Source organism: Streptomyces sp. So13.3 (genome assembly GCF_005860785.2).
Lineage (GTDB): Bacteria > Actinomycetota > Actinomycetes > Streptomycetales > Streptomycetaceae > Actinacidiphila > Actinacidiphila fildesensis.
Genome location: NZ_CP048835.1, coordinates 9307793 through 9331365, shown reverse-complemented (window position 1 = coordinate 9331365; position 23573 = coordinate 9307793). Strand labels below are relative to the sequence as shown.

Genomic DNA, 23573 nt, shown 5'->3' with positions numbered 1-23573 from the left:
GCCAGCCCTTGGGTGCCGGCGATGTTTTGCCGCACTCGAGAATCGGCCGGCGGACGACAAGAGTGCCCGCCGGACCTTCAGGGACCTGTGCGAGCGCTATCTCGGCGATGAGGTCGAGGTGCCTCCGTCCGAACGCATCACTGCCTATGTCGAGGCCCTTCTCGAGCGGTGGTGCGGCATCACCAATCTCTCCGCACCGACAGGACGCGGATTACGGGCACGAGCGCCGATATCTCCCGGGGTAAGGCAGGCTCTTCGTAACGTGGATGCCGGCACGCTGATGCCGCAGGTGAGGCCGGGAAGGGTACGACCGCCGTGGAGAGTACGCGTGATCGACACGGGTGACATCGACGTCTACCTCGGCCTGCACGTGGGCAAGGGCGAACACCATGCCACCGCCCTGACCCCGGTCGGCAAACGGGTCCTCGACAAGCGGCCGCCCAATACCGAGCCCAAACTGCGCGAGACCTTCGCCAAGCTGCAGGCCAAGCACGGCTCCCTGCTGGTGGTGGTCGGCCAGCCCGCCTCGATCGGCGCCCTGCCCCTGGCCGTGGCCCGCGACACAGGCTGCCGCGTCGCCTACCTGCCCGGCCTGACGATGCGAAGAATCGTCGACCTCTACCCTGCCGAGGCCAAGACCGATGCCCGCGACGCGGCGATCATCGCGGACGCCGCACGCACAATGCCGCACACGCTGCGCGACCTGGCACCGTCCGACGAGACCGTCGCCGAACTGGAGATGATCGTTGGACATCTTCGACCAGCTTGAGCAGTCCGACGCGCAGCAGGTCCGCGCCAGACTCCAGGCCCAGCGCACGGCACACACCGCAGCTGGCGGCGCGTACCGAGTCGCGCGCCGGTGACCTCGCCATCCCGCCTGCGCACCTTCCGGTCAGGCGATTCAAGGTCTTCACAACGTTTGTTCAACACCTCGTCGACAGAGTGCTGACACCGGCGCGCACGGGCCGGCAGGGGCAGGGGTTCACCAGCCGTCGCGCTGATGGCAAAGCAGCATCGCGGGTTCCCGCGCACAGCGGTCTGGTGGCGTGTTTCCTCAACTCGGGGGCTGCGATGGACATTTCCTGCAGGGCTCATCCGACGGCGTTCGCCCGGATGAGCGACGAGGCAGGTGAAGAATGGCTCCTCGTCGGTCGGGACGACGAGATCGGGGCGATCGAGGCCGAATACCGGCACCCAGGTGTCCGGGGCGTGATGCTGACGGGTGCCCGTGGGGCGGGAAAGAGCCGGGTCGCACGGGAGGCGGCAGCCAGGCTGGGGGCGGGTGGATGCCCGGTCCTGTGGGTCGGCGCCCGCCGAGACATGCGCTCGACGCCGTTCGGGGCGATCGCCCACCTGGTACCCGACATCGCCGACGGCCGCACCGTGTTGTCGCGGCTGATCTCGTCCCTGCGGGCAGCCGGACCGGACCGGATGCTCATGGTCGTCGACGACGTGCACGTACTCGACGACGAGTCGGCGGCAGTGCTCGCCGAGCTGATGGCCCGTCGCCTGATATTCCTGGTCGGCACCGTCGCCCCGGGCGGGCTTCTTCCGTCGGCGTTACACGCCCTGTGGAGCAGTGGCCGTATCACCTGCCTGCCGCTCGGCCCGCTGTCCGCAAAAGCGATGGACCGGCTGATCGACCGCTTGCTCGGTGCGCGCCTGGACGTGATCGGCCGCCGTCGTCTCGCGCGGCAGATCGGCGGGAACCCCCTTGCCCTGCGAGCGCTCATGGATATCGGCGCACTCTCCGTACAGGGTGGCCTCCAGCAGACGGTCACCGGCCTTCGGCAGGCGGATAGGGCTCCGGACAGTCTCGTCCATGGATTGGCCGGACAGTGGATGGACGAGGCGGGGCCGATCGTGCGAGGCGTCGTCGAGGTCGTCGCCTGCGCGGAGCCGATCCGGATGGGTCTGTTGGAGACGATGGTCGAGCCGGCGGCGATCGACGCCGCCGAGCGGGCGGGCATGGTGCGAGTCGCCGGTGACACGGCCGAGCCGACCGTTCGCCTCGCGCCACCTCTGTCCGTGCCGTTGGTGCGCCTCCTGCTGACGGGCAGCACAGCCCGACGCGTCTACGGCAAGTTGTTCGCAACCCTCCTGCGAGGCCCGTCGCTTCGCGAGGAGGACGTGCTGCGCGCGGGGGAATGGCAGCTTCACGCCGGGACCATCTCCAACCCCGAGTTCCTTTTGCCGGCGGCAGGCCGGGCGATGGCACGCTTCGACCTGGAACTCGCCGCGAAGCTCGCCGTGGCGTCCCGGATGAATCGCCCCGGCCCGGCTGCGGATCTGCTCCTCGCCCGGGTCCTGATGCTCCAAGGGCAAAGCCGCCGCGCCGCCAACGCCCTACCGTCCCGGCCCGACGACCCTGGGCAAGCCGCGGCATGGGCCTTGACCACCGCGGAGATCCAATACTTCGGGCTGGGCGAGCCCGCGCATGTGGCCGAACGCACGTTGGGAATTGTGATCCACGGCCGTCACGAGGCCGAGGCCAAGCGGTCCTGGATCCAGCTGGCCGACGGACACGGCGATCAGGCGTTGTTCACCGCGCAGTCGGTCCTGGCCCGCCCGGATTCCGGTCCGCAGGCGAAGATTTGGGCCGCAGCCGCCGGTGCGGCGGCAGCCGGGTTACTGGGCCGCGGTGCGCTGGGCGAAGCGATCTTCCAGGAGGGCACGGCCGTGCTGGACGACGCGGCAAGCGGACAGTTCCCTTGGGGCGCCGCGCAGGTCGGCTACGGAGGCTGTCTGGCCCGCCTCATGTGCGGAGACGTCCGTCAGGCACAGGATTTGGCCGATCGGGGCTATGCCGAGGCGGTCGTGGCCGGAGCCCGATCGATGGCCGGCATCTGGGCGGCGTTGCGTGGCATGGCCGCCCAGGCGCAAGGTCGCGTGCGCTTCGCCTCCAGAAGCCTGCGTGAGGCCCTGACGTTGTCGGACGGCGAGGGCTTGTTCTGCTTGAAGACCGCGTGGACGATGGAGTTGGCGGCTGTCACTGCGATGGCTGGCGACGCCGCGGAAGCCCGCCGTTGGCTGAATCAAGTGGACGAATACGACAGTTGCCACACTGACGCGTTCGAGCCGTGGATCGCTCTGGGCCGTGCCTGGGTGTACGTCGGCCTCGGCGAACTCTCCCGGGCGGTCGAGTCCTGCAGGTTCGCCGCCGAGCTGTCCGGGAAGCGTGGCCATCTCGCACAGGAAGCGATCGCTCTTTACGACGCCGCGCGACTGGGCGCTGCCGGCGATGTGCGCGCCCGACTCGCAGATCTCGCTCGCACGGTGGAGGGGGACACGGTAGCCGTCATGGCTGCGGCCGCGCAGGGACTGGCCCGGCGTGACGGTGACGCCCTCGGGCAGGCCACCAACGCCTTCGACCGCCTCGGTAGAACGCTGCTCGCCGCGGAGACCGCCACTGCGGCTTCCCAGGCCCACCGCCTCGGCGGCCGACACGCGGCGGCAGCCCTTTTCCGGGAGCGAGCCGATTCGCTCGCGCGCCGCTGCGAAGGCGCGCGCACCCCGCTGCTGGACCGATGGCGACTGGGATCCCTGCTCACCCGGCGCGAGCAGGAGGTCGTGCTGCTGGCCTCGGCTCTGACGACCCCCCAGATCGCCACGCGGCTGGGCCTGTCGCCCCGGACCGTTTCCAACTACCTTCAGCACGCCTACGACAAGCTCGGCCTGACCGGACGGGCGGAACTGCGCCTCCACCTCGACAGGGCGACGCTCGATGGCGGTCAGGCCGGGGTGTCAGCATAGGAGGACTGATGTACGTCTCCGGCCGAGTGCAGGCTGTGCAGCTCGGCCGCCACACCGAGCCGGTGATACCGGCGCTCGTGGTACAGCAGCGGCCCGGCGGGGCTGTGGGGGCCGCGCAAAGCGTGCTCGACCCGGCCGATCACGATGGTGTGATCCCCGGCTTCGACCAGATCGGACCGGTTGCAGAGCAGCCAGCCCGCGGCCGCGCCGACCGCGGGGACACCGTCCAGGGAGACAATGTCCGCGGCGAAGCGGCCCGCCGGTTCGCCGGCGAACCGTTCGGCGGTCGCGCGTTGGCCGGCGTTGAGGATGCTGATGCAGAAGCGTCCGCTGTCGCACACCGGCCGATGCACGCTCGTGCCGCTCCCGAGGGCGAACATCACCAGCGGCGGATCCAAGGAGAGCGAGACGACCGAGCCGAGCGTGGCGCCGTGCCACCCGCCGGTCCCGTCGACCGTGCTGACCACCGCCACCGGCATCGCCAGGCAGGCCATGACGTCACGGAAGCTCTGAGCGCTCACTGTCATAGTGGTGACTCCTTCTTCTCGCTGCCGAAACGGCGGCCCGAAGGCCGGCTCAGGCCTTCGCCAGCAGGTCGTCGATTTCTTCTGTCCGCGTGCCGAGCCGCCGGCACTCGAGCAGGTCCGCCTCGGCTTGGTCCCGGTCGCCCGCGCCGATCAGGCACAGTGCGCGTCGGTAGAGCAACTCCGGACGATCGGCGTCCGGGAGCGTGAGTGCGAGGTCGAAGTCGGCGAGCGCCGCTGCGGTGTCCTCGCAGGCCGTGTAGGCGATCCCCCGGTTGAGAAGCAGGTCCGCGGCAGCATCGGACAGCTCCAAGGCCCGGGTCAGGTCCGAGACGGACCGGCCGGGTTCGGACAGCTCGAACAGTGCGACCGCTCGATTGACCAGGGCGGCCGGGTAGTCGGGATCCTGGGCCAGGGCTGCGTCGAAACAGGGCAGCGCCAGTGCGGCGTCCCCTGCCGCGAGGTGGATCATGCCGCGCAGGCAGTGCAGCCGGGGATCGCCGTCGACCAGCTTCAGCGCGCGCTCGACGTCCGCGGCCGCGCCGTCGAGTTCTCCCCCATCGACCAGTAGCTCGGCGCGGCTCAGGAGGGTGTCCGCGTCGTCGGGCTCCATGTCGAGGACAAAATCGAAGTCGGTGAGAGCCTGCTCGATCATGCCGAGTTCGGCGTAGGCCGAGCCCCGGTTGTGGTAGACCTCGACCAAGGGCGGTCCGAGTTCCGCGGCGCGATCGTAGTCCCGGATGGCCGCCTCCAAGTCGCCGCGCCGCCGGCAGATCTTGGCACGCTCGGTAAGATATTCGGTGTAGCGCGGGTCCATCTCGGACAACGTCGTGAGCACATCGTAGGCCTCGTCGTCACGGCGCATCGCGCCGAGCAGGCGGGCGCGGTTGAAGAGCAGCTGCGAGCGATGCAGCACCCACTCGTCCGGTCCAAGCCGGCCGTCCGCGCGCGTAATCGCGCCGTCCACCAGGCTCAGCGCGTGGGGCAGATTGCCGCGGTGCATCTCGATCAGCGCCAGAGCGTTGTCCTGGAAGCCGCTGTGGATCAAGCGCAGCCGCTCGTCGGCCAGGCCGTTCGCGATGACCACGGCGTTGTTCTGGAAGTCGAGCGCCTTCTCGTTGTCCCGGGGCACCATGAACCGCGTGTAGATCATCGCCATGAAGTAGCTGGTGGTCATGTGAGCCAGCGGCTGCGCGTACCGTCGGCGTACTTCGCTGCAGAGTGCCGCGGCTTCGTCCAGCCGCCCCAGCCCGAGCACTTGGGCGATGAGGATGTTGGTGAACTTCCGGTACGTGTCCGCGTCGTGGACGGGGTCGGTGAGCGCCCTGCCGCGTTCGCTCATCTCCAGCGCCGCCCGCTGGAAGCCCATGAGGGTGAGGTACTCGGCCGCGGTTCGCAGGGCCGTGACGCCCTTGCCGCGGGGATCGGTACCCCGCTCCCGGTGGTAGGCGAGCGCGGCGGTCCGCACGCCCCACGACGCTTCCGGTTCCAGCTCTTCGGCGCGCCGGTCGTGCAGGACCGCGCGCTCGTCCGGGTCAAGCTCCAGATAGGCCCGGTAGGCCGCGGGGTCGTCGCAGGTCCCGTCCGACAGGATGTACTCGGCCACGAGGTCTGTGGGGGACCACTGCTCGGAGTCCGGGCACGGGACGGCCTCCACCCGATCGGTGAACTCCGTCAGGGCGGCTTCCAACGCGGACCCCACGCCGCCGTCGGTGCCGATCACCGCGGGCCACAGGTCCGCGCCGACGCGGCGGACGAACAGCGCGACGAACTGCTGCGTCGTGCCTTCGGCACGGTGCACGGCGTCGAACACCAGGGTCGGCGGCACGGATCCCATCTCGCGCAGGCGCCGTGCGTACTCGCGCAACAAGGTGATGATCCCTTGGGAGAAGCAGCGGGTCATGGTGTCCCCGTACCAGCGGGTGCGCTCCATGAACGGCGCGTCCTTGGCGAGGGTGTACGGCGCCGGACCGATCAGCTCGCTCAGCTCCGGGATAGCCTCCAGGATCTCCAAGCGGTGGTAATCGACCAGGTCGGGCCACCTGCGTACGACGTCGGGCAGGACGGCGGCGAGGATGGTGTCCACTCCCGTGTAGGGTCCTCGCAGTCCCTTGTGGCAGGAGGCGAAGACGGCCCCGGCGGGCTGTTCCAGCATCGGGCGCCGGTCACGGGCGCGGGCCCCGACGACGTGCAGGTGGCGAGACATCTGACATCACTCCTTCAGGCGGTGAGTAGCTTCGGCTTGCGTCCGGCGTTGCGGCCCCGCTTGCGCCAGGCCAACGCGGCCGGCAGCACGATCTGGACGGTGAATATGAGCAGTGCGACCAGGGAATCCAGGAAGTGCCAAGTCCCCGTACCGGCCAGCAACCCCCGGCCGGTGCGCACGGCATAGGTCACCGCGACCGGTCCGGTGACGAAGACGGCCAGGACTACGGTCCCCGTGAATCCGAAGGCGATGAGCCATCCGTACCAGCCCCCGATCTTGCGATCGCGGTCGGTCCACTGGGTCTCGTCAATGAGGCCGGTGGTCCGGCCGGAGAGCCGGCGCAGGCGGTTGACCAGTATGGACCTGCTCGCCTCGTGGAGGTCGTGGCAGTTCAGAGCGGTACTCAGGACGTAGTACAGATCGGTGCGCAGATGTAGTAGAAGCTGCCAGCCGAGCCGGGCCAGCACCGAGAACGACAACGCCAGACACGTCCGTCCGACGAACGCCGTGGAACCGTGGCCGTTGCGCAGCAGAGCCGCTGTCAGGTCCAGGGCGCCGACCACCACGGTGTCGATCAGCATTCCGGCCAGGAACGGAAGATAGCGCTGCCTGCGCGGCACGCTGAACAGGCCGTTGGTCCGGGTTTCGAAAACCACGTAGTTGTACCGATTGCTGATGCCGAGCCGGCTGTGCAGCCCGAGACGCTGACCGGCCAGGACGTGGTAGGCCTCGTGCAGGAAAGCCAGTGGAATCTGTCCTAACAGCAGCGTCACCTCGACGACGACGAGCGATCCGGTGAAGTACACCTGGGAGTACGAGGGTCGCAGGCCCGGCTGCCGGACAAGCTCGATCAGGGCACAGACGGCGACAGCCCCGTACACCAACCAAGCCGGTGTGGAGAACAGCGCCCGCCCCAACCACTGGAACCGAGGCGCAGCGGCCGTCACGGCGGCCGCGCTGCCGGGCGCCCTGATGAAGCCCAATTCGCTCAGGGACTCGAGGAAGTCGTCCACGTCCACCGGCTCGCCGAAGCTCCGCTCGTACCACGCGGCGGCTTCGGCGACCGTCGAACCCCCCTCGAGCCGTCGCAGCAACTCGGCGCCGTCACCGGGCAGAACGGCGTACGTCCCCGTCTCGGTCCGACCGATGACCACGTCGGCCCCCTCGGGCACGAAACTCAGCGGATAGAACTCAACACCCATATCGGCCATCAGCACTCCCAGCGTCCGTGAGAGCGGCGGCCCGGCATACCATCCGGCAGCCGGGCCGCCGCTCTCAGAAGATCAGGCCTGCACCCAGTAGGTGGTCGAGCCGCCGCAGAACGCCGCCGTCGTCAGACGGACGTCGCCGGTGCGCCGGACACTGATCTTCTTGGCCGCGGGGCGCTTCATCTTGATGGTGGACTTCATGCTTCCGCTCCTTCTCAGGGCTGATTGAGCCTGACAGGAGAATCATTCAAGGGCGCCACGATGGCGGGTAGAGCAATCGCATTACTCTGATTCATCGAATGCAGGCCAGCCCACGAACCTGTGGGGGGGTTTACAGGATTCGGGTCCTGCAGGCGCACTTTCATGTGGCTCCCACCGGCCATCTGATACTCCTGGGCGACCGGATCGTCATGGACGAACGCGGCACAGCGTGGCCGCTGGTGGGAATGCCGCCCTGACCAGTGGTGGGCGGACCTGCTTCCAGGTCGCGGTGCAGCGTGACAAGGTCAGGAAACCGCTGGTCTCCCGCTTCGGCGGGATCCCGCTCAAACGGCAGCGCGCCACCGTCCTGACCGACCGCAACCCGCCCCTGGCCACCGCCCGGCGAAACGAGCAGATCCATCGGCTCCTCGCCGGACAGTGCGAGATGTGCGAGGGACAGGCCGGACTGCAAGTCCACCACGTCCGAAAGCTCGCCGATCTCAACAGGCCCGGACGACGTCTTTGACGGACTCGCACCCGGCCAGAGATCCCGTCTCCGTCGTCGGGAGCCGCCCACGGCCTGTTCTCCCCGCCCCCAGCCGGTTCGACGGCCAGGTCAGCGGTGTGCGGGCTGCGGCGTGTCGGCCGGGTCTCTGTCGTGGTGGCCCATGAGTCTGGCGCGCGGCAGCTTGGCGTCCGGGTGGCCGAGTTCTTCGAAGAGGGCCAGGGCACCGATCCAGGCGTCACGGGCGCCGGCGGGGTCGGCGGCGGCATGGTGGGCGTCGCCGAGGCACAGGAGGCCTGCGGCTTCGCTTCGGCGGTCGCCGGTTTGGCGGAAGAGGGCTACGGCGTGCAGGTAGCAGTCGACGGCGCGGCGGTGCCGGCCGAGATGGTGGTGGATGTAGCCGAGGCTGTCCCAGGTGTGGGCCTGGCCGTTGAGGTCACTGGACCCTTCGGCCAGGGCGAGGGCTTCTTGGCAGTGGGTCAGCGCCGGCTGGTGGTCGCCGAGTTGGGCTCGAATGAAACCGATGTGGTTGAGGGCCGCGGCCTGTCCGGCCCGATCGTCGGCGGCCCGGTAGTGCTGCAGGCTGTTGCGGGCGTGGTCCAGGGCTTGCTCGTGGCGTCCCTGGGCCTCGGACATCCGGGACAGGTGCTGGTGGGTGCGGGCCCGGCCGGGGTGGCTGCCGAGTGCACCGAACAGGTCCAGCGCGTGTGCGTAGTGCGTGCGGGCGTCGTCGGAGTGGCCCAGTCGGTCCTGGGCAAGTCCGAGACTGCGGTGGGCGTCGGCTTCTCCGGCCGTGTCGCCCCGGCGGCGTGCGGCCTCCAGCGCGGTGGTCTGGGCCGCGGCCAGCGGCTCCCAGTAACCGTGCCGGTCGAGGAAGGTGGTGAGGGTGGCGGCGAGCTGCCACGCGTGCGGGTCGAAGCCGGTGGCGGCAGCGAGTTCGACCGCGGCCAGGAGGACGGGGTGTTCGGCCGTGAACCAGGCCAGCGCCTCCTGGTGGTCGGCGGGCCGCGTGGGGGTGGCGCCCGGCCGGGCGGGGGGCAGGGGCGACGGATCGAGCCGTGGGGTGAGCAGTACGTCGGCGGCGAGGGCGGTGTGCAGGTAGTGGTCGAGCATCCGATGCGTCGCCGCGGACCGGGTCTCCTCGCCGTCGCGCTCGCCGACGAGTTCGGTGGCGTAGGCCCGCAGCAGGTCGTGGAGGGCGTAGCGGCGCGGGGCGTACTCGGACACAAGGTGGCCCTGGACCAGCTCGGCCAGCAGGGTGCGGGCGCGCGCCGGTGGCACCCCGGCCAGGGCGGCGATCACCGGCAGGCCGATGTCGGGACCGGGATGGAGGCCCAGCAGTCGGAAGAGCCGAGCGGCGTCGGTGCTCAGCGCGTCCTGGGACCAGGAGAACACTTCCCGCACCCGGCTGGCCGGATCGCCGCCGTCCAAGGCGTCCAGGCGGCTGCCGGTCTGCCGCAGTTCCTCGACGAGCGCGGCCAGCGGCAGCCGCGGCTGTGCGGCGGCGCGGGCGGCCACGATCGCCAGGGCCAGCGGCAGTCCCGCACACCGGCCGGCGATCTCGTCCACCGCGCCGGGTTCCGCGGTTGTCCGGCGGGCACCGAGCCGGCCGGTCAGCAGGTCCCGGGCCTCGCCCGGGGCGAGCGGATCGACGGACAGCAGGTGGGCGCCTCCTGTGGCGGCCAGGCTCATGAGCCGGTCACGGCTGGTGACCAGCGCCAGACTGCCGGGTGCACCGGGCAGCAGCGGGCGGACCTGGTCGGCATGGCGGGCGTTGTCCAGCACCACCAGTACCCGCCGGTCGGCCAGCAGGCTGCGGAACATGCCGACCCGTGCCTCCAGGCCGAGCGGGATGCGAGCCGACGGCACCCCAAGGGCGTCCAGGAAGACCCGAACCGCCTCGGCCGGGCTCACCGCCGGTCCGCCCGGGTCGAACCCGCGCAGATTCATGTACAACTGCCCATCGGGGAAGGCATGCCGCACCCGGTGGGCCCAGTGCACGGCCAATGCGGTCTTACCGACGCCGGGGGTGCCCGACACGACGACCGCGGTCGGGCGCATCCGGCCGGGGGAAGCGGTGGCCAGCAGGCAGTCAAGCCGCATGAGTTCGTCGCGCCGACCGGTGAACGGGGCGACAGGCGGCGGCAGTTGGGCAGGCGACGCGGTGATCTTCCGCAGGGTCCGGGCGATCGTCCGCCCCTCGGGCAGCCCCCGGCCGTCCTGCGCCTCGGGTCCGGGTTCCACGTCCTGGCGCAGGACGGCGGCCTGGATCTGCCGCAGCATCGGGCCGGGGCCGATGCCGAGTTCACGCGAGAGCCGGCGCCGTACGCCCTGGTAGTGGGCAAGCGCCTCGGCGGATCGGCCGCCGCGGTGCAGGGCGAGCATCAACTGGCTCGCGAGGCGTTCGTCGAAGGGAGCCGCGGCCGAGCGCGCCGTCAAGGAGGGCAGCAGCGCGGCGTGCTGTCCGCGCCGCAACCACTCGTCGTCCAGGGCTAGTTGGGCGGCATAGCGCTCCCGGTCGAGAGTGTCGCGCAGGGCGTTGAACCAGGGCGTGTCAAGACCGGCGAGGGCCTCGCCGTGCCACAGTGCCAGGGCACGTTCCAGTGGGGCGTACTCCTCGCCGTCGCGGGCCTCGGCGACCCGTCGGCGGAACTCGTGAAGGTCCACGGTCACGGTGTCGGCCAGCACGAGCACGTAGCCGCCGCTCCGCCGGGTGATGTCCGCCTCGTCGGTGCCCGGGAGCGCCTGGCGCAGCCGGGAGATGTAGCCGTACAGGGTGGCCCGGGCCTGGCGGGGCGGGTGGTCTCCCCACACGCGTTGCGCCAACTGGTCCGTGGTCAGGGGCAGGCCCGTGTCGACGAGTAGGCCCGCCAGGACGCTTCGCTGCCGGACGTGCCCAAGAGGCACGGGTCTGCCGTCGGCATATGCCTCGATGCTGCCGAGCAGCCGGAACTCCAACGACATCGGCGCACCCCCGTAGGCCGGACTCCGCACCCCCTTCCTATCGGACCCGGCTCGGGCCCCACAAGGTTCGTCCAAGCCGTTCGGCGTGACGTTGGTAGAGGGCATCCATGGCCATCGCACGCCCGATGTGTGCTGCTGACGGCCGCACAGCCGCGAGCCTACGGGAGCAGCTCCCGCTTCCCGGGTGCCGTGCTGCGCCAATACGCGTGCGGTCCGCGCACGTCGATCTGTCGGTCGCCACAGGCCCGGCCGGAAGGTGATGTGTTCGCACAACCCGGCCGGGGCGGCTCCGCGCCAGGGTCACCCTGACGGGACTGAGGTCACCCTGAGGAGACTGAGGGGACGATGTTCTGGTTCAGCCGGAACAGGTTGGCGGGGTCGTAGCGGTTCTTCAGCTCGACCAGTCGCCGGTAGGTGTCCGGCGGGTAGGAAGCCCGGACCAGGGACGGGTCCGACTCGCCGGTGAAGTTCACGTAGGCGCCGGCATCCGGTCCGAGCGCGGCGGTCAGCTGCCGTGCCCAGTCGACGACCTTGCCGAAACCGTCGGCGTCCGTTGTGCGGGCGATGACGTTGACGATGAACTCCTGGTCGCGCAGCGCGTAGGCCGTCTCCGACGCGGGCACCCTGCCCACGGCACCGCCGAGATGCTGCAGGTGGATTTCGGTGAGCGGATTGGGCAGCGCCACGAAGAAGTCCCGCAGGACGCGCAAGGCATCGTCGTCGACCGTACGAAGGAGCGCCGAGCGGAAGTAGTTGTGGATCCCCCGCGGGTAGAGCGGGTCGAGGGCCTGCTGCCATCCCGCGTACGGGTGGGGCGCGAACACGTCGGCGATGACGGTGCCCAAGGAGCGGAAGGGCGCGGTGGCCGCTTCGCCGGCGTCAAGGTCGCCGGACCAGCAGCCGCCGACACCGATGACCGGGGTGCCGTGGACGGAGGCGGGCAGGAAGGGCACGGGCGGGGCGGTTGTCAGATTGACCAGCGTGGTCAGTTCGTCAGGAGCCGACGCGCACGCCGCCCGGTACCCGGCCAGTACCTGCTGGGCTTCTTCGGCCGGGTAGAAGACCAGGCCGGACAGGACCGTCGTGCCGATCGCGTGGAGCTGGAACTCGAAGGAGGTCACCACCCCGAAGTTGCCGCCTCCGCCGCGCAGACCCCAGAACAGTTCGGCGTTCTCTCGCTCGCTCGCCCGCACGAACTGACCGTCAGCGGTGACGACGTCGGCTCCGACGAGGTTGTCGCTGGCCAGTCCGTACTTGCGCATGAGCCAGCCGATGCCACCTCCGGTGGTGAAACCGGCGATGCCCGTCGACGACACCAGACCACCGGTCACCGCGAGCCCGAACTGCTGGGTCTCCGCGTCCAGGTCCTTCCACGTGCATCCCGCTTGCGCGGTCACGGTGCGGCGGTCCGGATGGACCTGGACTCCCGTCATCGGGGAGAGGTCCAGCACGATGCCGCCGTCAAGAGTGGAGAACCCGGGGATGGAATGGGCCCCTCCGCGTACCGCGAGCGGCTGCCCCTCACTGCGGGCGAAGTCGATCGTGCGGATCACGTCGGCCACACCCGCGCACCGGGCGATGACCGCCGGACGCCGGTCATGCGCCCCGTTCCAGACACTGCGGGCCTGGTCGTACTCCGCCTCACCCGGCAGCACCGCGGTGCCGCGCAGGCCTGCGGTGAACTCGGCAAGCGTGGCGTCCCCGATAGGGCTTGCCGCGTGCTGGGTCGTGGTCATGATTCCTCCCATGGGCCGTCACATCGAGACCGACCCTAGGGACCCCGCCCCAACGAGAACTCAACACGATCTCAACGTGCGGCTGCCCGCGCGTCGCCGCCCGCACCACCGTCACGGAGGGTGGCCAAATGGCGACCGGCGATGACGCAGCGCATAGGATCGAAAACGCTTGCCGCCGCAGCGGTCTCGCGAGCGGCTCGACGGTGATCATCCAGCTCGGTGGAGAGCTCGGCCATGGCCAACCTCAGCCATCCGGCGAACCGTGGCCACGGAGCGAACCGTTCCGCAGCCCGTCGGTACAACTCACGCGCGGCCCGTGTCTCGCCGGACAGTAGTTCAATGGCCCCGAGCGCGGTCAGTGTCGCGCCGATGCCCACCACGTCACCTGCGGCCTCGAATCCGGACAGCGACCGACGGACGCTGCCAAGGCCGTCGCTGATGTCACCCGCCATGGCCTGCAGCAGGCCCAGGCTGATGTCGGTCAGTAACTCCCCTCGACGATCTCCGATCGCGCTGCGGACATCCCGCGCCATCGACAGCGCGAGCCCCGCTTCCCGGAATGCACCCATGTCACGGTGAAGACAGCCGATCTGGTGCAGCGCCTGCGCCCTGGCCAGGTCATCGCCCAGGTCGGCGAACTGGTCGACGGCCTCGGCGACCAGGGAGAGTGCTGCCTGCTGATTGCCGGTCAGCCGGTGCGCGTAGCCCAGGGCGGCCTCCGCGTACCCCGTTGCCTGAACGACGCCCACACGCCGGCCCAGCAGCATGGTCTCTTCCATGTAGGGGACCAGTCGCCCGGCGATCGGGACGAGGAGCAAGCAGGGCGTGATCACGGGCAGGAAAGGGCGCGTGCCGGTATCAGCGTGGGCCAGCTCGATGAGGCAGGAGTCGAGATGCCGGATGGCCAGGGGGCCGTCCTCACGGAACAGCGCGCAATGACCGAGCAGCCAGCTACCGGCGGCGGCATGCTCGGGCCGGCCGCGTGCGATGCCCTCGGCCCGTACCTCGATGGCCATCCGTTCGGCTTCGTCCAGGTCAAAGGTGCTCCACACCAGCGTGGCCTCCGCGATCCGGGCCATCACCACCTCGTCGGGCTCGCCAATCCGGCGGACGATCGCCACCGCCTCCGCCCCCAGCGCCCGATGCCGGTCGGAGCGCCCTTGGCGACTGTCGAGCCCGGTCAGCCCGATCAAGGCGGCCGCACGGGGCCGAGTCGGTTCGGGTGCCATGGCCAACGCCCGCTCGAGCCACCGCGCGCCCTCGACGGCGTGGCCGCGCAGGAACCAGAAGCGCCACAGATTGGCGGCCAGGCGCAAGGCGGTTTCGGCATCGTGCTTGCAGGCCCACCCCAGTGCTGCGCGCAGATTGTCATGCTCGCCGTCCAACAGCTTCGGCTCTTCTCTCACCACGCCTGCGGCCCGTTCGGGGTTGTGGGCCATGGCGAAGGCAAGGAAGTACGCACCGTGGACGGCCGCCGACCGCTCCGCCTCTCCGGCGAGAACGAGCTTCTCGTGCGCGAACTGACGAACCGTCTCCAACAGCCGGTAGCGGGTCGTGGCGGCCGTTCTCGCCGGTACCACCAAGGACTGGTCCACCAACCTGACCAGCACCTCGAACACGCCCGTTCTTCCCAACGGAGGATCACCACACACTGCCTCCGCCGCCTCGAGGGTGAAACTGCCCGCGAACACCGAAAGCCTGCGCAACAGAACCTGCTCAGGGCCGGCGAGTAAGTTGTGGCTCCATTCCAAGGTGCCACGCAGCGTCTGGTGCCGGGTGATGGGTACGCCTCCCCCGCAGAGCAGCGACAGCACGTCACTCAACCGGTGGACGATTTCCGCCGGCTCGAGAGCGGCGGCCTTGGCCGCCGCCAACTCCAACGCCAGGGGCATCCCGTCAAGCCGCCGGCACAGCTCGACCACCCCTGGCGCGTTGTCGGCGTCGAGCGCGAACCCGGGCCGCACCTGTGCCGCACGGTCGACGAAGAGCAGGACACTCGGCAAGTGTGCAAGCTGCTCCAAACCGGCCGCGCGGTCCCAGTCGGGTGACGGCAGGGTCAACGAGGGCACCCGCAGCGTGAACTCGCCCTGGGCATGCAGCGGCTCACGGCTGGTCGCCAGCACGTCGACACCCGAGCATCCGGCGAGGATCGCACCGACCAGCCCGGCACAGGCGGCGAGCAGGTGTTCACAGTTGTCGAGCACGATCAGCAGCCGTCGAGAGCGCAGCTGGTCCACCAGCGCCCGCCCCCGATCCGCCACATCGGAGTCCAGCCCGAGCGCCTTGGCCACCGCGTCGGCGACCATCACCGGTTCAGCGACGGCCGTCAGATCAACGAACCACGCCCCGTCGGGGTACCTCGAACGCACTCGCCGCGCGGCTTCCACGGCGAGTCGTGTCTTGCCGCTGCCACCAGCCCCGGTCAGCGTGAGCAGCCGGGCCTGCCGGGTCAGCCTCTCCACGTCGGCGATCTCACGCTCGCGCCCGACGAAACTGGTCAACGGGGCCGGCAGATGGCCGACAACCTCACTAGGGGTCGAAACATCGGCTGCCCGAGGACGCTCCGCCGCCGGCGCACCCGTCAACAGTTCGCGAAACAGCGCCACCGTCTGCGCATCCGGGTCGGTCCCGAACGCGTCCAGGAGGTCATCGACCAAGCGCTCGTACCGGGCCAGCGCCTCGGATCGTCGGCCCAGGCCTGCCAGCACCCCCATCGTCACACGGACAGCCCCCTCGTGCACCGGATCGGCATCCAGCGCCCGTGTCAGGAGGAGCAGCGCCTCCTCCGGTGCCGTCCGCGCCAGCACGGTCGCCAACCTCACCGAGATCTCACGGGACGCCGTCCGCAACTGCTCCCGCCGCGTCGTCAACCAGTCCGCGTCCGACAGATCAGGCAACAGATCCCCGGCATAGAGGTCGGCCGCGGCGCGCAACATCGCCACATCGTCCCCCGCCGACGCCTCCTGCACGGACACCTCGAACCGCAACACGTCGACCTCGACCGGTCCAGCGACGTCCAGCACGACCTGCTCCTCCCGGATCGACAGCCGTCCGGGTTCCGCGGGCCCGCCGCCGGCGACCGCGCGGCGCGCCACGTACAGGGTCTGGTGCAGATTTCGGGCCGCGGCCGCCGGCTCCAGATCGGGCCACAGCTCGTCCAGGACGTGCTCGCGATGACAGCGCTGGCCCGGCGCCAGCGCCAGCATCGCCACCAGCGCCTTCGCCTTCCGCAACCGCCACGCCCCGGCCTCGATCGCGACCCCCTCCACGGTCACGGCGAACGATCCGAGCAACTGGATGCGCCAGCTCGGGCGCGCCGGTATCACGACAGCAGCCCCGCCGAACCTCGCGCTGGACAACTTCCCCAAGCCGAGAACGCATTGACCTCGTTGAGCACGGCCACCACCTCCGGAGCGTCCCCGCGACTGACCACCCCATGCTCGCCCATCCATGCCACACACAGGGGCTCCTCGCCCGACCCGGGCCCCGGCCGACGGAATTGCGCCGGACGTCGCGACGAGCACCACCTGGACTCGGGGCCGGACGACACGGTGCTGGAGATCGGCACCGGCTCGGGCTACAGCACCGCTCTCCTCGCCCATCGAGTCCGCCCGGACGGTCTGGTCACCGTCGAGAGCGACCCCCACCTCGCCGACCGAGCTCGCACCGCCCTCGCCGGAAGGGGCCTGCGCCCTGCCGTGGTGACCGCTGACGGGGAACAGGGGTACCCGGCCCGCGCGCCCTGCACCCGGACGCGGCGACGACAACGAGGATCACCGCTCATGCGGCCCCCGACCAGGCATGTTGACCGGAATGTGGTGCCGGCTCAGCTCGGAGGCATGACCGGTACCGACGGCGGATCGCCGATCTGGCCGTTGGCGGTTCGGGAGCGGCAGAGCAGGAGCTGCTTCGGCGAGGTGCTCGTGAACGGGGATTGATCGTAGTCTCCGTAGCGCTGCGCGACGTCGAGACCGGCCAGCCGGCAGAGCGCCGAGAGTTCCTCGGGAAAGAAGCAGCGCATGCTGACCTTCTTGGTGCGTACGCACACGCCGTCGCGTAGGTAGTCCAGCGTGAAGCGCAGCACTTGGGCGGCGGCGTCGTAGCTGGTCGCCGCTCGCACGTCGAGCCTCGCCCCGTCCCGGTCCACGACCGACTTGTGGTGGTAGGGCGACTCGGGGAGCCGGCACAGCTTGGCCATGTCGGGGTTGAACACATCCAGGATCAGGGTCCCTCCTGGTCGCAGCACGTTTCGCGCCGAGGTGAGGAACGCGACCACGGAATCCAGGTCGTGCAGGTGCTGCATCGCATTGGTTGCCGAGAACACCAGGGCGAAGCGCCTGTCGGAGCGGATGTCTCGGCAGTCCTGTTCCAGCCACTCGACTGGCAGTCGCTCGTCCTCGGCCCGCTGACGGGCACGCGCGAGCATCGAGGGCATGATGTCAAGCCCTGTGACCTCGATACCCGCCCGCGCGATCGGCAGGGTGATGCGCCCGGTTCCGCAGGCCACCTCCAGGACCGGACCGCCCGCCCGGACCGCTTGGCCGAGGAAGAACGGGATGTCGTGGGTCCGCGCGGCGAACTCCTGATCGTAGAAGTCCGCATCGTCGTATACGGCCAGGTCCTGCAGTGGTCTCATCGTGCCACCGCCGGCGTCGGGCCGAAAGCGTCAGCAAGGCTGGTCAGGACGGAGCCGGACCACCTGCTCTCCCCGAACACACTGACCGGCATGGCAAGCACGCCGCACTCGCGCTGGAGCGTCTGCGCTGGGATTTCCACCGGGAAGAAGTAGTTGCCGGGACACGTCCGGCTCGCCGTGGGAATCGCCCCGAGCACTTCGTCCGGCAACCGTTCGAACAGCCGCTCAGCCCGTGCGGCCAGTTCGTCGACGACCTGCCGGGGCACGTCGCTGTGCTCGGTCAGCAGACGGCCGGCGAGCCTCAGCTGTGCCGACGTCGGCGGATCCGCCCGGAACGCCTCGGCCAATTCGACTTGCCCCGGACCCAGCAGGACCACGCCGAACGTGCGGGGCCACAGCCATCCCTTGGTGACCGAATGCAGCAGGACCGCACGACCGGTGTCCAGCAATCGCCGTGTGCCGGCGGCGAACGGGGCTCCCAGGTCGTAGACGCTGTCGATCAGCAGGCGGCGGCGTGGTGATACCAGCAACCACGAAATCACCGCGTCACACTCGCCATCGGACAGGTATCGGCCGAGCGGCTTACTGGGGTTGGCGAGCAGCAGGTATTCGGGCCGGTCGTCCGCCGGCGACCTCGGCAGGGCCGGCGCCGGTAGCGTCGGGTAGGACGCGGGCTCCAGGCCCGCAGCGCGGGCCAGCTCGAAGTAAACCGGGTACACGTCGCTGGGCAGCCACAACCGCGCTTGCACGGCACGCAGCCAATGGAACACCACGCCGAGCCCGTGCCGGACCCCTCGACAGACCATGGCGTGGCCGGACCACTCTTCCGGCAGCTCGAAGCGCCGCAGCCAGGCACGGGCGAGATCGCACCGGTACACCGTAGTCATGTCGGTCGGTGGTTCCGGTCGCATCGGAGCAAGCGCCCGGTACACGTTGGTATCGGCGGCGTCCAGAAGCGACGAGGAAGCACTGAGTTGCCGCTGCCGGAATTCCTGGAACTCGTCGAACCTCATGCCGTTGCACCTTCCGGCACGATCTCGCTGGCCCGGTCTTCCAGGGAGGCGTAGCAGCGTCCGTCGGCCATGACGTTCCAACTGCGTGCGATTCCGTTGGTGCGTTCCCAGAGCAGGCTGGGTTCGGTGTAAGCGGCGATCCGCATCGGCCGTCCGTCCCAGCTGCCGTGATAGACCGGCGCGCCCCAGGGCAGGCGGCTCTCCAGTTCGAGGCCGTGCCGCTCGGCGAACCGGGTAACGATGGACAGCGAAACCTGGTGCTCTCGGCTCCAGACGTTGGCGGCGCGGTCGAAGTAGAGCGACTCGGTGCTGGTGGATACGTAGAGCTCTTTGAAGCAGACCTCCTCGACACCGAGAGCCGCGGCCCACGAAAGGTAGTCGGCGACGTCGGCCGCGTCGGCGACGCCGCCGTGCTGGAGCACGCAGATCAGCCTCATCCGCAGCCCCGGCCAGCGGTCACGTTCCACGCGCCAGGTGTCGATCACAGAGGCCACCGGCGTGCGCAGCATCATCAGCCGCTCGCTGACGGCGTCGTCCTGATGGTGCCGGGAGACCGCCAGCACGCTCAGGCCTGCGGCGCTCAGGGCTGCGAGGCGGCCGGCCCGGTCAGCGTGCCGGCCCTTCGCCAGGGTGTGCGCGTTGGTGATCAGGACGACCTTCGGGAAGGCCGCCGAGCAGGCGGACACCAGTCGCAGCTGCTGTTCGAACGGTATGAGCGTGGGCTCCCCGCCGCCGGTGATCACTGCACGCTCGGCACCCGCCGCACGGGCGCGCTCCAGCCAGTGGGCGACCGCGTCCCACGGGACCCGTGCCGGCGCTTGGTCGCTGGAGATCGAAGCCGAGGAGAAGCAGAACGAGCACCGGGCTTGGCAGGCGGAGGCGACCGGCAGAAGCGAAACCGAGCGCGGTCGCGTGTCGGCGTAGCGACGCTGTGCCGATCCGTGCAGGTGCAGGGAGGCCGCCATCGCATCCTCGACGGTTGTCGGGCGCAGAGTGAACTCGTCGCCTACTTGGTCGAGCTCGTGGACTTCTGACAACCGGATGCGATCCTCGTGCAGTTCCATGCCGAGGCCGGTCGACACGTTGGACACCAGCTTGTCGGGGTCCACCGTGGTTTCCAGCACCAGCACCCGGTCGCCGGGAATGGCCAGACGGTCCAGCAAGCGTCGCGCCTTGGCGATGCCGATTCCCAACTCCGCACGGGTGAGCAGGTGGAACCTGTCGGGATAGGTACTCTCCGGAATCCCCGCCTTACCGTATGCGAACGCGTACTTGTCGAAACCCTTCGCGAAGTTCGACAGCACGATGACGTGGAAGCGCTGGTTACTGTGGTTCATCCCGTCATCATGCATGAACAGGCCCCAGTGGGAACTCGCTCCAGACTCCCGCCAATGTGGCGCCTTCACCCTCCACCCGCAGGGGGCCCGCTGGCAGAACACCTCTCAGCGAGGTCGAGGAACTGACTGTGGGCTATCAGTCGGGGACGGCAATGCGGGTTGGCCGCAACACCCGATACGACCCGGTGATCGCGACCTACGCGGATCCGTATCCTCGCCAAGTGCGAATGGACCAAGAAGAGCCTGCGGCTCTTCCTCATCCGCGACTCCGACTCCGACTCCGGCACCGGCACCGGCACCGGCACCGGCAAGTCTCACCTGCTGATCGCCCTCGGCACCGAAGCCAGGGAGGGGCGGCGACCTCGGCGACCGTCAGCGTTCCCGCATTCCGGTCCACCACCAGCGCGTCGCCGCCCACTCGAAACACGAGAGTGCCTGGGCGACCGCGTTGGGCCACATCTGCCGGTCTTCGACCCGGAGGATCACTGCACGAGTCCGCGCGGAGACACCGGGGACCCTCAGCACCGGATACTGCCATCGTGGCCGCCACCGTTCTGCACGGACGGCCTCAGGACGCCTGCGCGGCATCGCCCTTTCGGATCAACATGAAGCCGGCCTGCCACGGCTGGGCACCTGCATGCACTGGCTGTATGCCGGCCGCAGCAGGGGTTCCTGCTATCCGGTTCTCGCGTTCCAGGGGAACATCGCGAAGTGGTACTGGAGAAGGAACATCTTGCGGTGCCGGTCGTGTCGGCACCGGCCTGCAGGGCGAGGCGGTCGTCGGCCTCTCAGCCGTGTCTGCTGTAGAGGGGAGCCGTGGCCGGGGGGCACGTACCGCGTGTCCGGTGGATTCCGTATTGCCGCGAGCGCCGCTCATCGGGTCGGTTGCCGTTCCGGTGTGGTCGGTTCCGCGAACAGGGCTTGCAGGACCGTTCGGGCCTGTTCGCGAAGCCAGGTGTGGGCCCGGTCGTTGTCATGGCGCCGGTGCCAGGCCAGGTACAGCCCGATCGGCGGCAGTTGCATGGGGACCGGCAGCGCCAGCAGGCCCAGTTGTCGTCGCGCCGCTCGGGTACTGGCCTCGGGGACGGATACCACCAGGTCAGTGCCGTGGACAAGTCGTAGGGCGGTTGATGCTGTTGGGGCCGCAGCGACGACCACACGCTCCATTCCGAGGCTGGCCAGGACATCGTCGACCGGGTCGCGCAGCCGTCCACGACGCGAGACGGTGACATGCTCGGCCGCAACGTAGCGTTCGACGGTCAGCGGTGCTCCGGCCAAGGGGTGACCTGGGCGTACCGCGACGACAAGGCGGTCCTGCCCGATCTGCCGGTGGCGGACGTCGGGCGCCGCGGGCGTGCCGGTGCCGGACTCCAGGTCCACATCGCCCCGGCGCAGGTCCGGGGTGTCGGCACTGGGCTCGGCGACGAAACGCAGCCGGATGCCCGGGGCCTGGCGGTGCACCGTTGCCAACAGGGCCGGGCCGCAGGCGTCGGCGAGGGCGTCGTGCCAGCGCACCGTGAACACGCGCTCGAGCGTGCTCAGATCCACCTCCCGGTCCGGCGACAGCACCTCGTGCGCCTGCTGCACGAGGTCGTGGACCTGTGCTCGGACGGCGAGAGCGTAGGTGGTGGGGACCATGGTGTGCCCGGAGCGGACCAGGATCTGGTCCCCGGTGACCTTGCGGAGACGGCCCAGCGAGCGGCTCATCGCCGGGGCGGTGACATGGGTGCGAGCCGCCGCGCCGCTCACGCTGCCCTCTTCCAGTAGTGCGTCCAAGGCCGTGAGCAGGTTCAAGTCCAAGTGCATGAGAGTAAATATATAGCTGACCAACATGCACTGGTTGTTAATCAGTGGTCGGTCTACGGTCGAGACCAGACACCAGGGCCGCGGCCATCGCCGCTTCGGTCACTTCCTCTTCAGGAGCACCCCATGTCCTTCGACACGTCTTTCGACCTCGACAACTCCCTGTTGGCCACGGTCACTTCCATCGTTCGAACCGCAGGCGACACACTGCTCGACCGCTTCACCACGCACGCTCGCGGAACGGCTCTCGACGAGATCGTGAAGGAGATCTACGCCAACGACGACGCGGTCCTGAAAGTCATGCGGGAGCCGCTGCTCCTGGCCAGGCCGGGCTCGCAGTGGGCCGAGGACGAACTGGCCGGCGGGGCGCTGCCAGACGGCGAGTGGTGGATCGTCGATCCCGCCGAAGGCAACATCAACCACGTCCACGGCATGCCCGACTGGGCGGTCACCGCCACCTTGGTGCGCGACAACCAGCCGGTCCTGACCGTGGTCCACCTTCCGCTGACCGGCGACACCTACACCGCGATCGCGGGAAGGGGCGCCCACCTCAACGGCGCCGTGCTGCGCGCGTCGGCCAAGACCGACCTGGGCGCGGCCCTGGTCGGCACCGGCCAGGCCAAGCCCGGCGAGGACGCCGACACCTTCCGCAAGATCGGCGAATCCGTCACCGCGATGCTGATCAACGGCCTGGTCGTCCGGGTCTCGGTCCCCGCCACCTTGCAACTCATCCACCTCGCCGCCGGACGGATGGACGCCTTCTGGCAGTTCTCCGACGTCCGCTCCGGCCTGGTGGCCGGCGCCCTTCTGGCCATCGAGGCCGGCGGCACCGTCACCGACATCAGCGGCGCGCCCTGGAATCTGGCCAGCCCTGATTTCCTGGCCGCGGCCCCCGGCCTTCACGCCGCCGCCGTCACGGTCCTCGCCCCGCTCGCCTGATCAGCCCTCCCACCACAAGGAGTCCCCCATGAGCACCATCGGCATTCTCGGCACCGGGCGCGTCGGCAGCAACCTCGCCCGTGCCCTCGCCGCCGCCGGACACACCGTCATCCTCGGCCACCGCACCCCCGACGCGGCAGCAGCGGGCAAGGAGGCAGGCATGGACCCCTCGATCCGGTTCGCCGACCAGCGCGCCACCGCGCGCGCCGCCGACATCGTGATCAACGCGACCCCGGGCGACAGCGCGCTGGAACGACTGACGGAACTGCGCACCGAACTCGCCGACAAAATCCTCATCGACGTCTCCAACGCCACCCACGATGCCGCCGACGGACTGCCGGGAGACCTCGTCTACCCCGGCAGCAGCCTGGCCGAAAACCTCCAGCAGGCCCTACCCGACACCCGGGTCGTCAAGACCCTCAACACCATGCTCTTCATGGTCATGACGTCGCCACATACGCTGGCCACACCGCCAACGGTCTACCTGTCCGGCGAGGACGACCACGCCAAGAAGACCGTCGGAGCCCTGCTCGGCGACCTCGGCTGGCAGCCGGAATGGATCGAGAACCTCGGCGGCATCACTACCGCCCGCGCCACAGAAGCCCTCATCCTGCTGGTCCCCCACATCGTGCGACGCCATGGATTCCAGCCCTTCGCCGTCTCCCTGACACGCTGACAGCACGCACCACCCCCATCCACCAGCCTGAACGATCCGCTTCCCGCCCCTGCGCGTCCCCCACTACCTGCC

The 23573-nt window shown here is 69.6% G+C and carries 16 protein-coding genes and 1 pseudogene; 6 read left to right on the top strand and 11 right to left on the bottom strand.

What is annotated here, in order from left to right; all coding sequences use genetic code 11:
• Nucleotides 1-331: 331 nt before the first annotated feature.
• Nucleotides 332-751: pseudogene (locus tag C8250_RS41735) on the top strand (transposase); the annotation flags it as partial.
• Nucleotides 752-1113: 362 nt separating this feature from the next.
• Nucleotides 1114-3753 carry a LuxR family transcriptional regulator gene (locus C8250_RS41730; RefSeq protein WP_138355350.1) on the top strand — a complete coding sequence of 880 codons (2640 nt, stop codon included), beginning with the start codon at nt 1114-1116 and terminating at the stop codon, nt 3751-3753.
• Here C8250_RS41730 and C8250_RS41725 read toward each other — a convergent pair.
• From C8250_RS41725 to C8250_RS44615, 4 genes are all read right to left on the bottom strand, one after another.
• On the bottom strand, nt 3732-4280 hold the full coding sequence (locus C8250_RS41725; protein ID WP_138355349.1) for a flavin reductase family protein: 549 nt from the start codon (nt 4278-4280) through the stop codon (nt 3732-3734). The genes C8250_RS41730 and C8250_RS41725 overlap by 22 nt on opposite strands.
• 49 nt (nt 4281-4329) lie before the next feature.
• Entirely contained in the window at nt 4330-6483 is a 2154-nt protein-coding gene (locus tag C8250_RS41720; RefSeq protein WP_138355348.1) for a tetratricopeptide repeat protein, read from the bottom strand.
• A 14-nt stretch (nt 6484-6497) separates the two neighbouring features.
• Nucleotides 6498-7694 (bottom strand): PqqD family protein, encoded by a 1197-nt coding sequence (locus C8250_RS41715; protein WP_138355347.1) that lies wholly within the window; start codon nt 7692-7694, stop codon nt 6498-6500.
• Nucleotides 7695-7766: 72 nt separating this feature from the next.
• On the bottom strand, nt 7767-7892 hold the full coding sequence (locus tag C8250_RS44615; RefSeq protein ID WP_269287108.1) for a hypothetical protein: 126 nt from the start codon (nt 7890-7892) through the stop codon (nt 7767-7769).
• Nucleotides 7893-8121: 229 nt separating this feature from the next.
• On the opposite strand from C8250_RS44615, the gene C8250_RS41710 reads away from it, so the two are divergent.
• Nucleotides 8122-8418 carry a hypothetical protein gene (locus tag C8250_RS41710; RefSeq protein WP_138355346.1) on the top strand — a complete coding sequence of 99 codons (297 nt, stop codon included), beginning with the start codon at nt 8122-8124 and terminating at the stop codon, nt 8416-8418.
• Nucleotides 8419-8508: 90 nt separating this feature from the next.
• Here the strand turns inward: C8250_RS41710 and C8250_RS41705 are convergent, their stop codons facing one another.
• The 3 genes from C8250_RS41705 to C8250_RS41695 all read right to left on the bottom strand — a co-directional run bounded on the left by C8250_RS41705 (nt 8509) and on the right by C8250_RS41695 (nt 16456).
• Nucleotides 8509-11361 (bottom strand): BTAD domain-containing putative transcriptional regulator, encoded by a 2853-nt coding sequence (locus C8250_RS41705; RefSeq protein WP_138355345.1) that lies wholly within the window; start codon nt 11359-11361, stop codon nt 8509-8511.
• A gap of 320 nt (nt 11362-11681) precedes the next feature.
• Nucleotides 11682-13097, bottom strand: coding sequence for an FAD-binding oxidoreductase (locus tag C8250_RS41700; RefSeq protein WP_138355344.1), 1416 nt, complete (start codon nt 13095-13097; stop codon nt 11682-11684).
• Nucleotides 13098-13168: 71 nt separating this feature from the next.
• Nucleotides 13169-16456 (bottom strand): BTAD domain-containing putative transcriptional regulator, encoded by a 3288-nt coding sequence (locus tag C8250_RS41695; RefSeq protein ID WP_244809735.1) that lies wholly within the window; start codon nt 16454-16456, stop codon nt 13169-13171.
• A 21-nt stretch (nt 16457-16477) separates the two neighbouring features.
• Between C8250_RS41695 and C8250_RS44250 the strand changes: the two genes are divergently transcribed.
• The gene (locus tag C8250_RS44250; RefSeq protein WP_269287104.1) at nt 16478-17035 is read left to right on the top strand and encodes an rRNA adenine N-6-methyltransferase family protein; all 558 of its coding nucleotides are present in this window, start codon (nt 16478-16480) and stop codon (nt 17033-17035) included.
• On the opposite strand, the gene C8250_RS41685 is transcribed toward C8250_RS44250, so the two are convergent.
• The 4 genes from C8250_RS41685 to C8250_RS41670 all read right to left on the bottom strand — a co-directional run bounded on the left by C8250_RS41685 (nt 16924) and on the right by C8250_RS41670 (nt 21889).
• Nucleotides 16924-17733 (bottom strand): class I SAM-dependent methyltransferase, encoded by an 810-nt coding sequence (locus C8250_RS41685; protein ID WP_138355342.1) that lies wholly within the window; start codon nt 17731-17733, stop codon nt 16924-16926. The genes C8250_RS44250 and C8250_RS41685 overlap by 112 nt on opposite strands.
• A complete protein-coding gene (locus tag C8250_RS41680) occupies nt 17730-18746 on the bottom strand; it encodes an aminotransferase class I/II-fold pyridoxal phosphate-dependent enzyme (protein ID WP_138355341.1) in 1017 nt (338 codons plus the stop codon). The genes C8250_RS41685 and C8250_RS41680 overlap by 4 nt, the downstream gene beginning before the upstream one ends.
• Nucleotides 18743-20098 carry a radical SAM protein gene (locus C8250_RS41675; RefSeq protein WP_138355340.1) on the bottom strand — a complete coding sequence of 452 codons (1356 nt, stop codon included), beginning with the start codon at nt 20096-20098 and terminating at the stop codon, nt 18743-18745. Before C8250_RS41675 ends, C8250_RS41680 begins: the two co-directional genes overlap by 4 nt.
• Nucleotides 20099-20956: 858 nt before the next feature.
• Nucleotides 20957-21889, bottom strand: coding sequence for a LysR family transcriptional regulator (locus C8250_RS41670; RefSeq protein ID WP_138355339.1), 933 nt, complete (start codon nt 21887-21889; stop codon nt 20957-20959).
• Between the two features lie 123 nt (nt 21890-22012).
• On the opposite strand from C8250_RS41670, the gene C8250_RS41665 reads away from it, so the two are divergent.
• Together C8250_RS41665 and C8250_RS41660 are read left to right on the top strand one after the other, a co-directional pair.
• On the top strand, nt 22013-22825 hold the full coding sequence (locus C8250_RS41665) for an inositol monophosphatase family protein (protein WP_138355338.1): 813 nt from the start codon (nt 22013-22015) through the stop codon (nt 22823-22825).
• Nucleotides 22746-23501: an NAD(P)-binding domain-containing protein gene (locus C8250_RS41660; RefSeq protein ID WP_307811561.1), complete on the top strand. Its 756-nt coding sequence runs from the start codon at nt 22746-22748 to the stop codon at nt 23499-23501. Before C8250_RS41665 ends, C8250_RS41660 begins: the two co-directional genes overlap by 80 nt.
• The last annotated feature ends 72 nt before the right edge of the window (nt 23502-23573 follow it).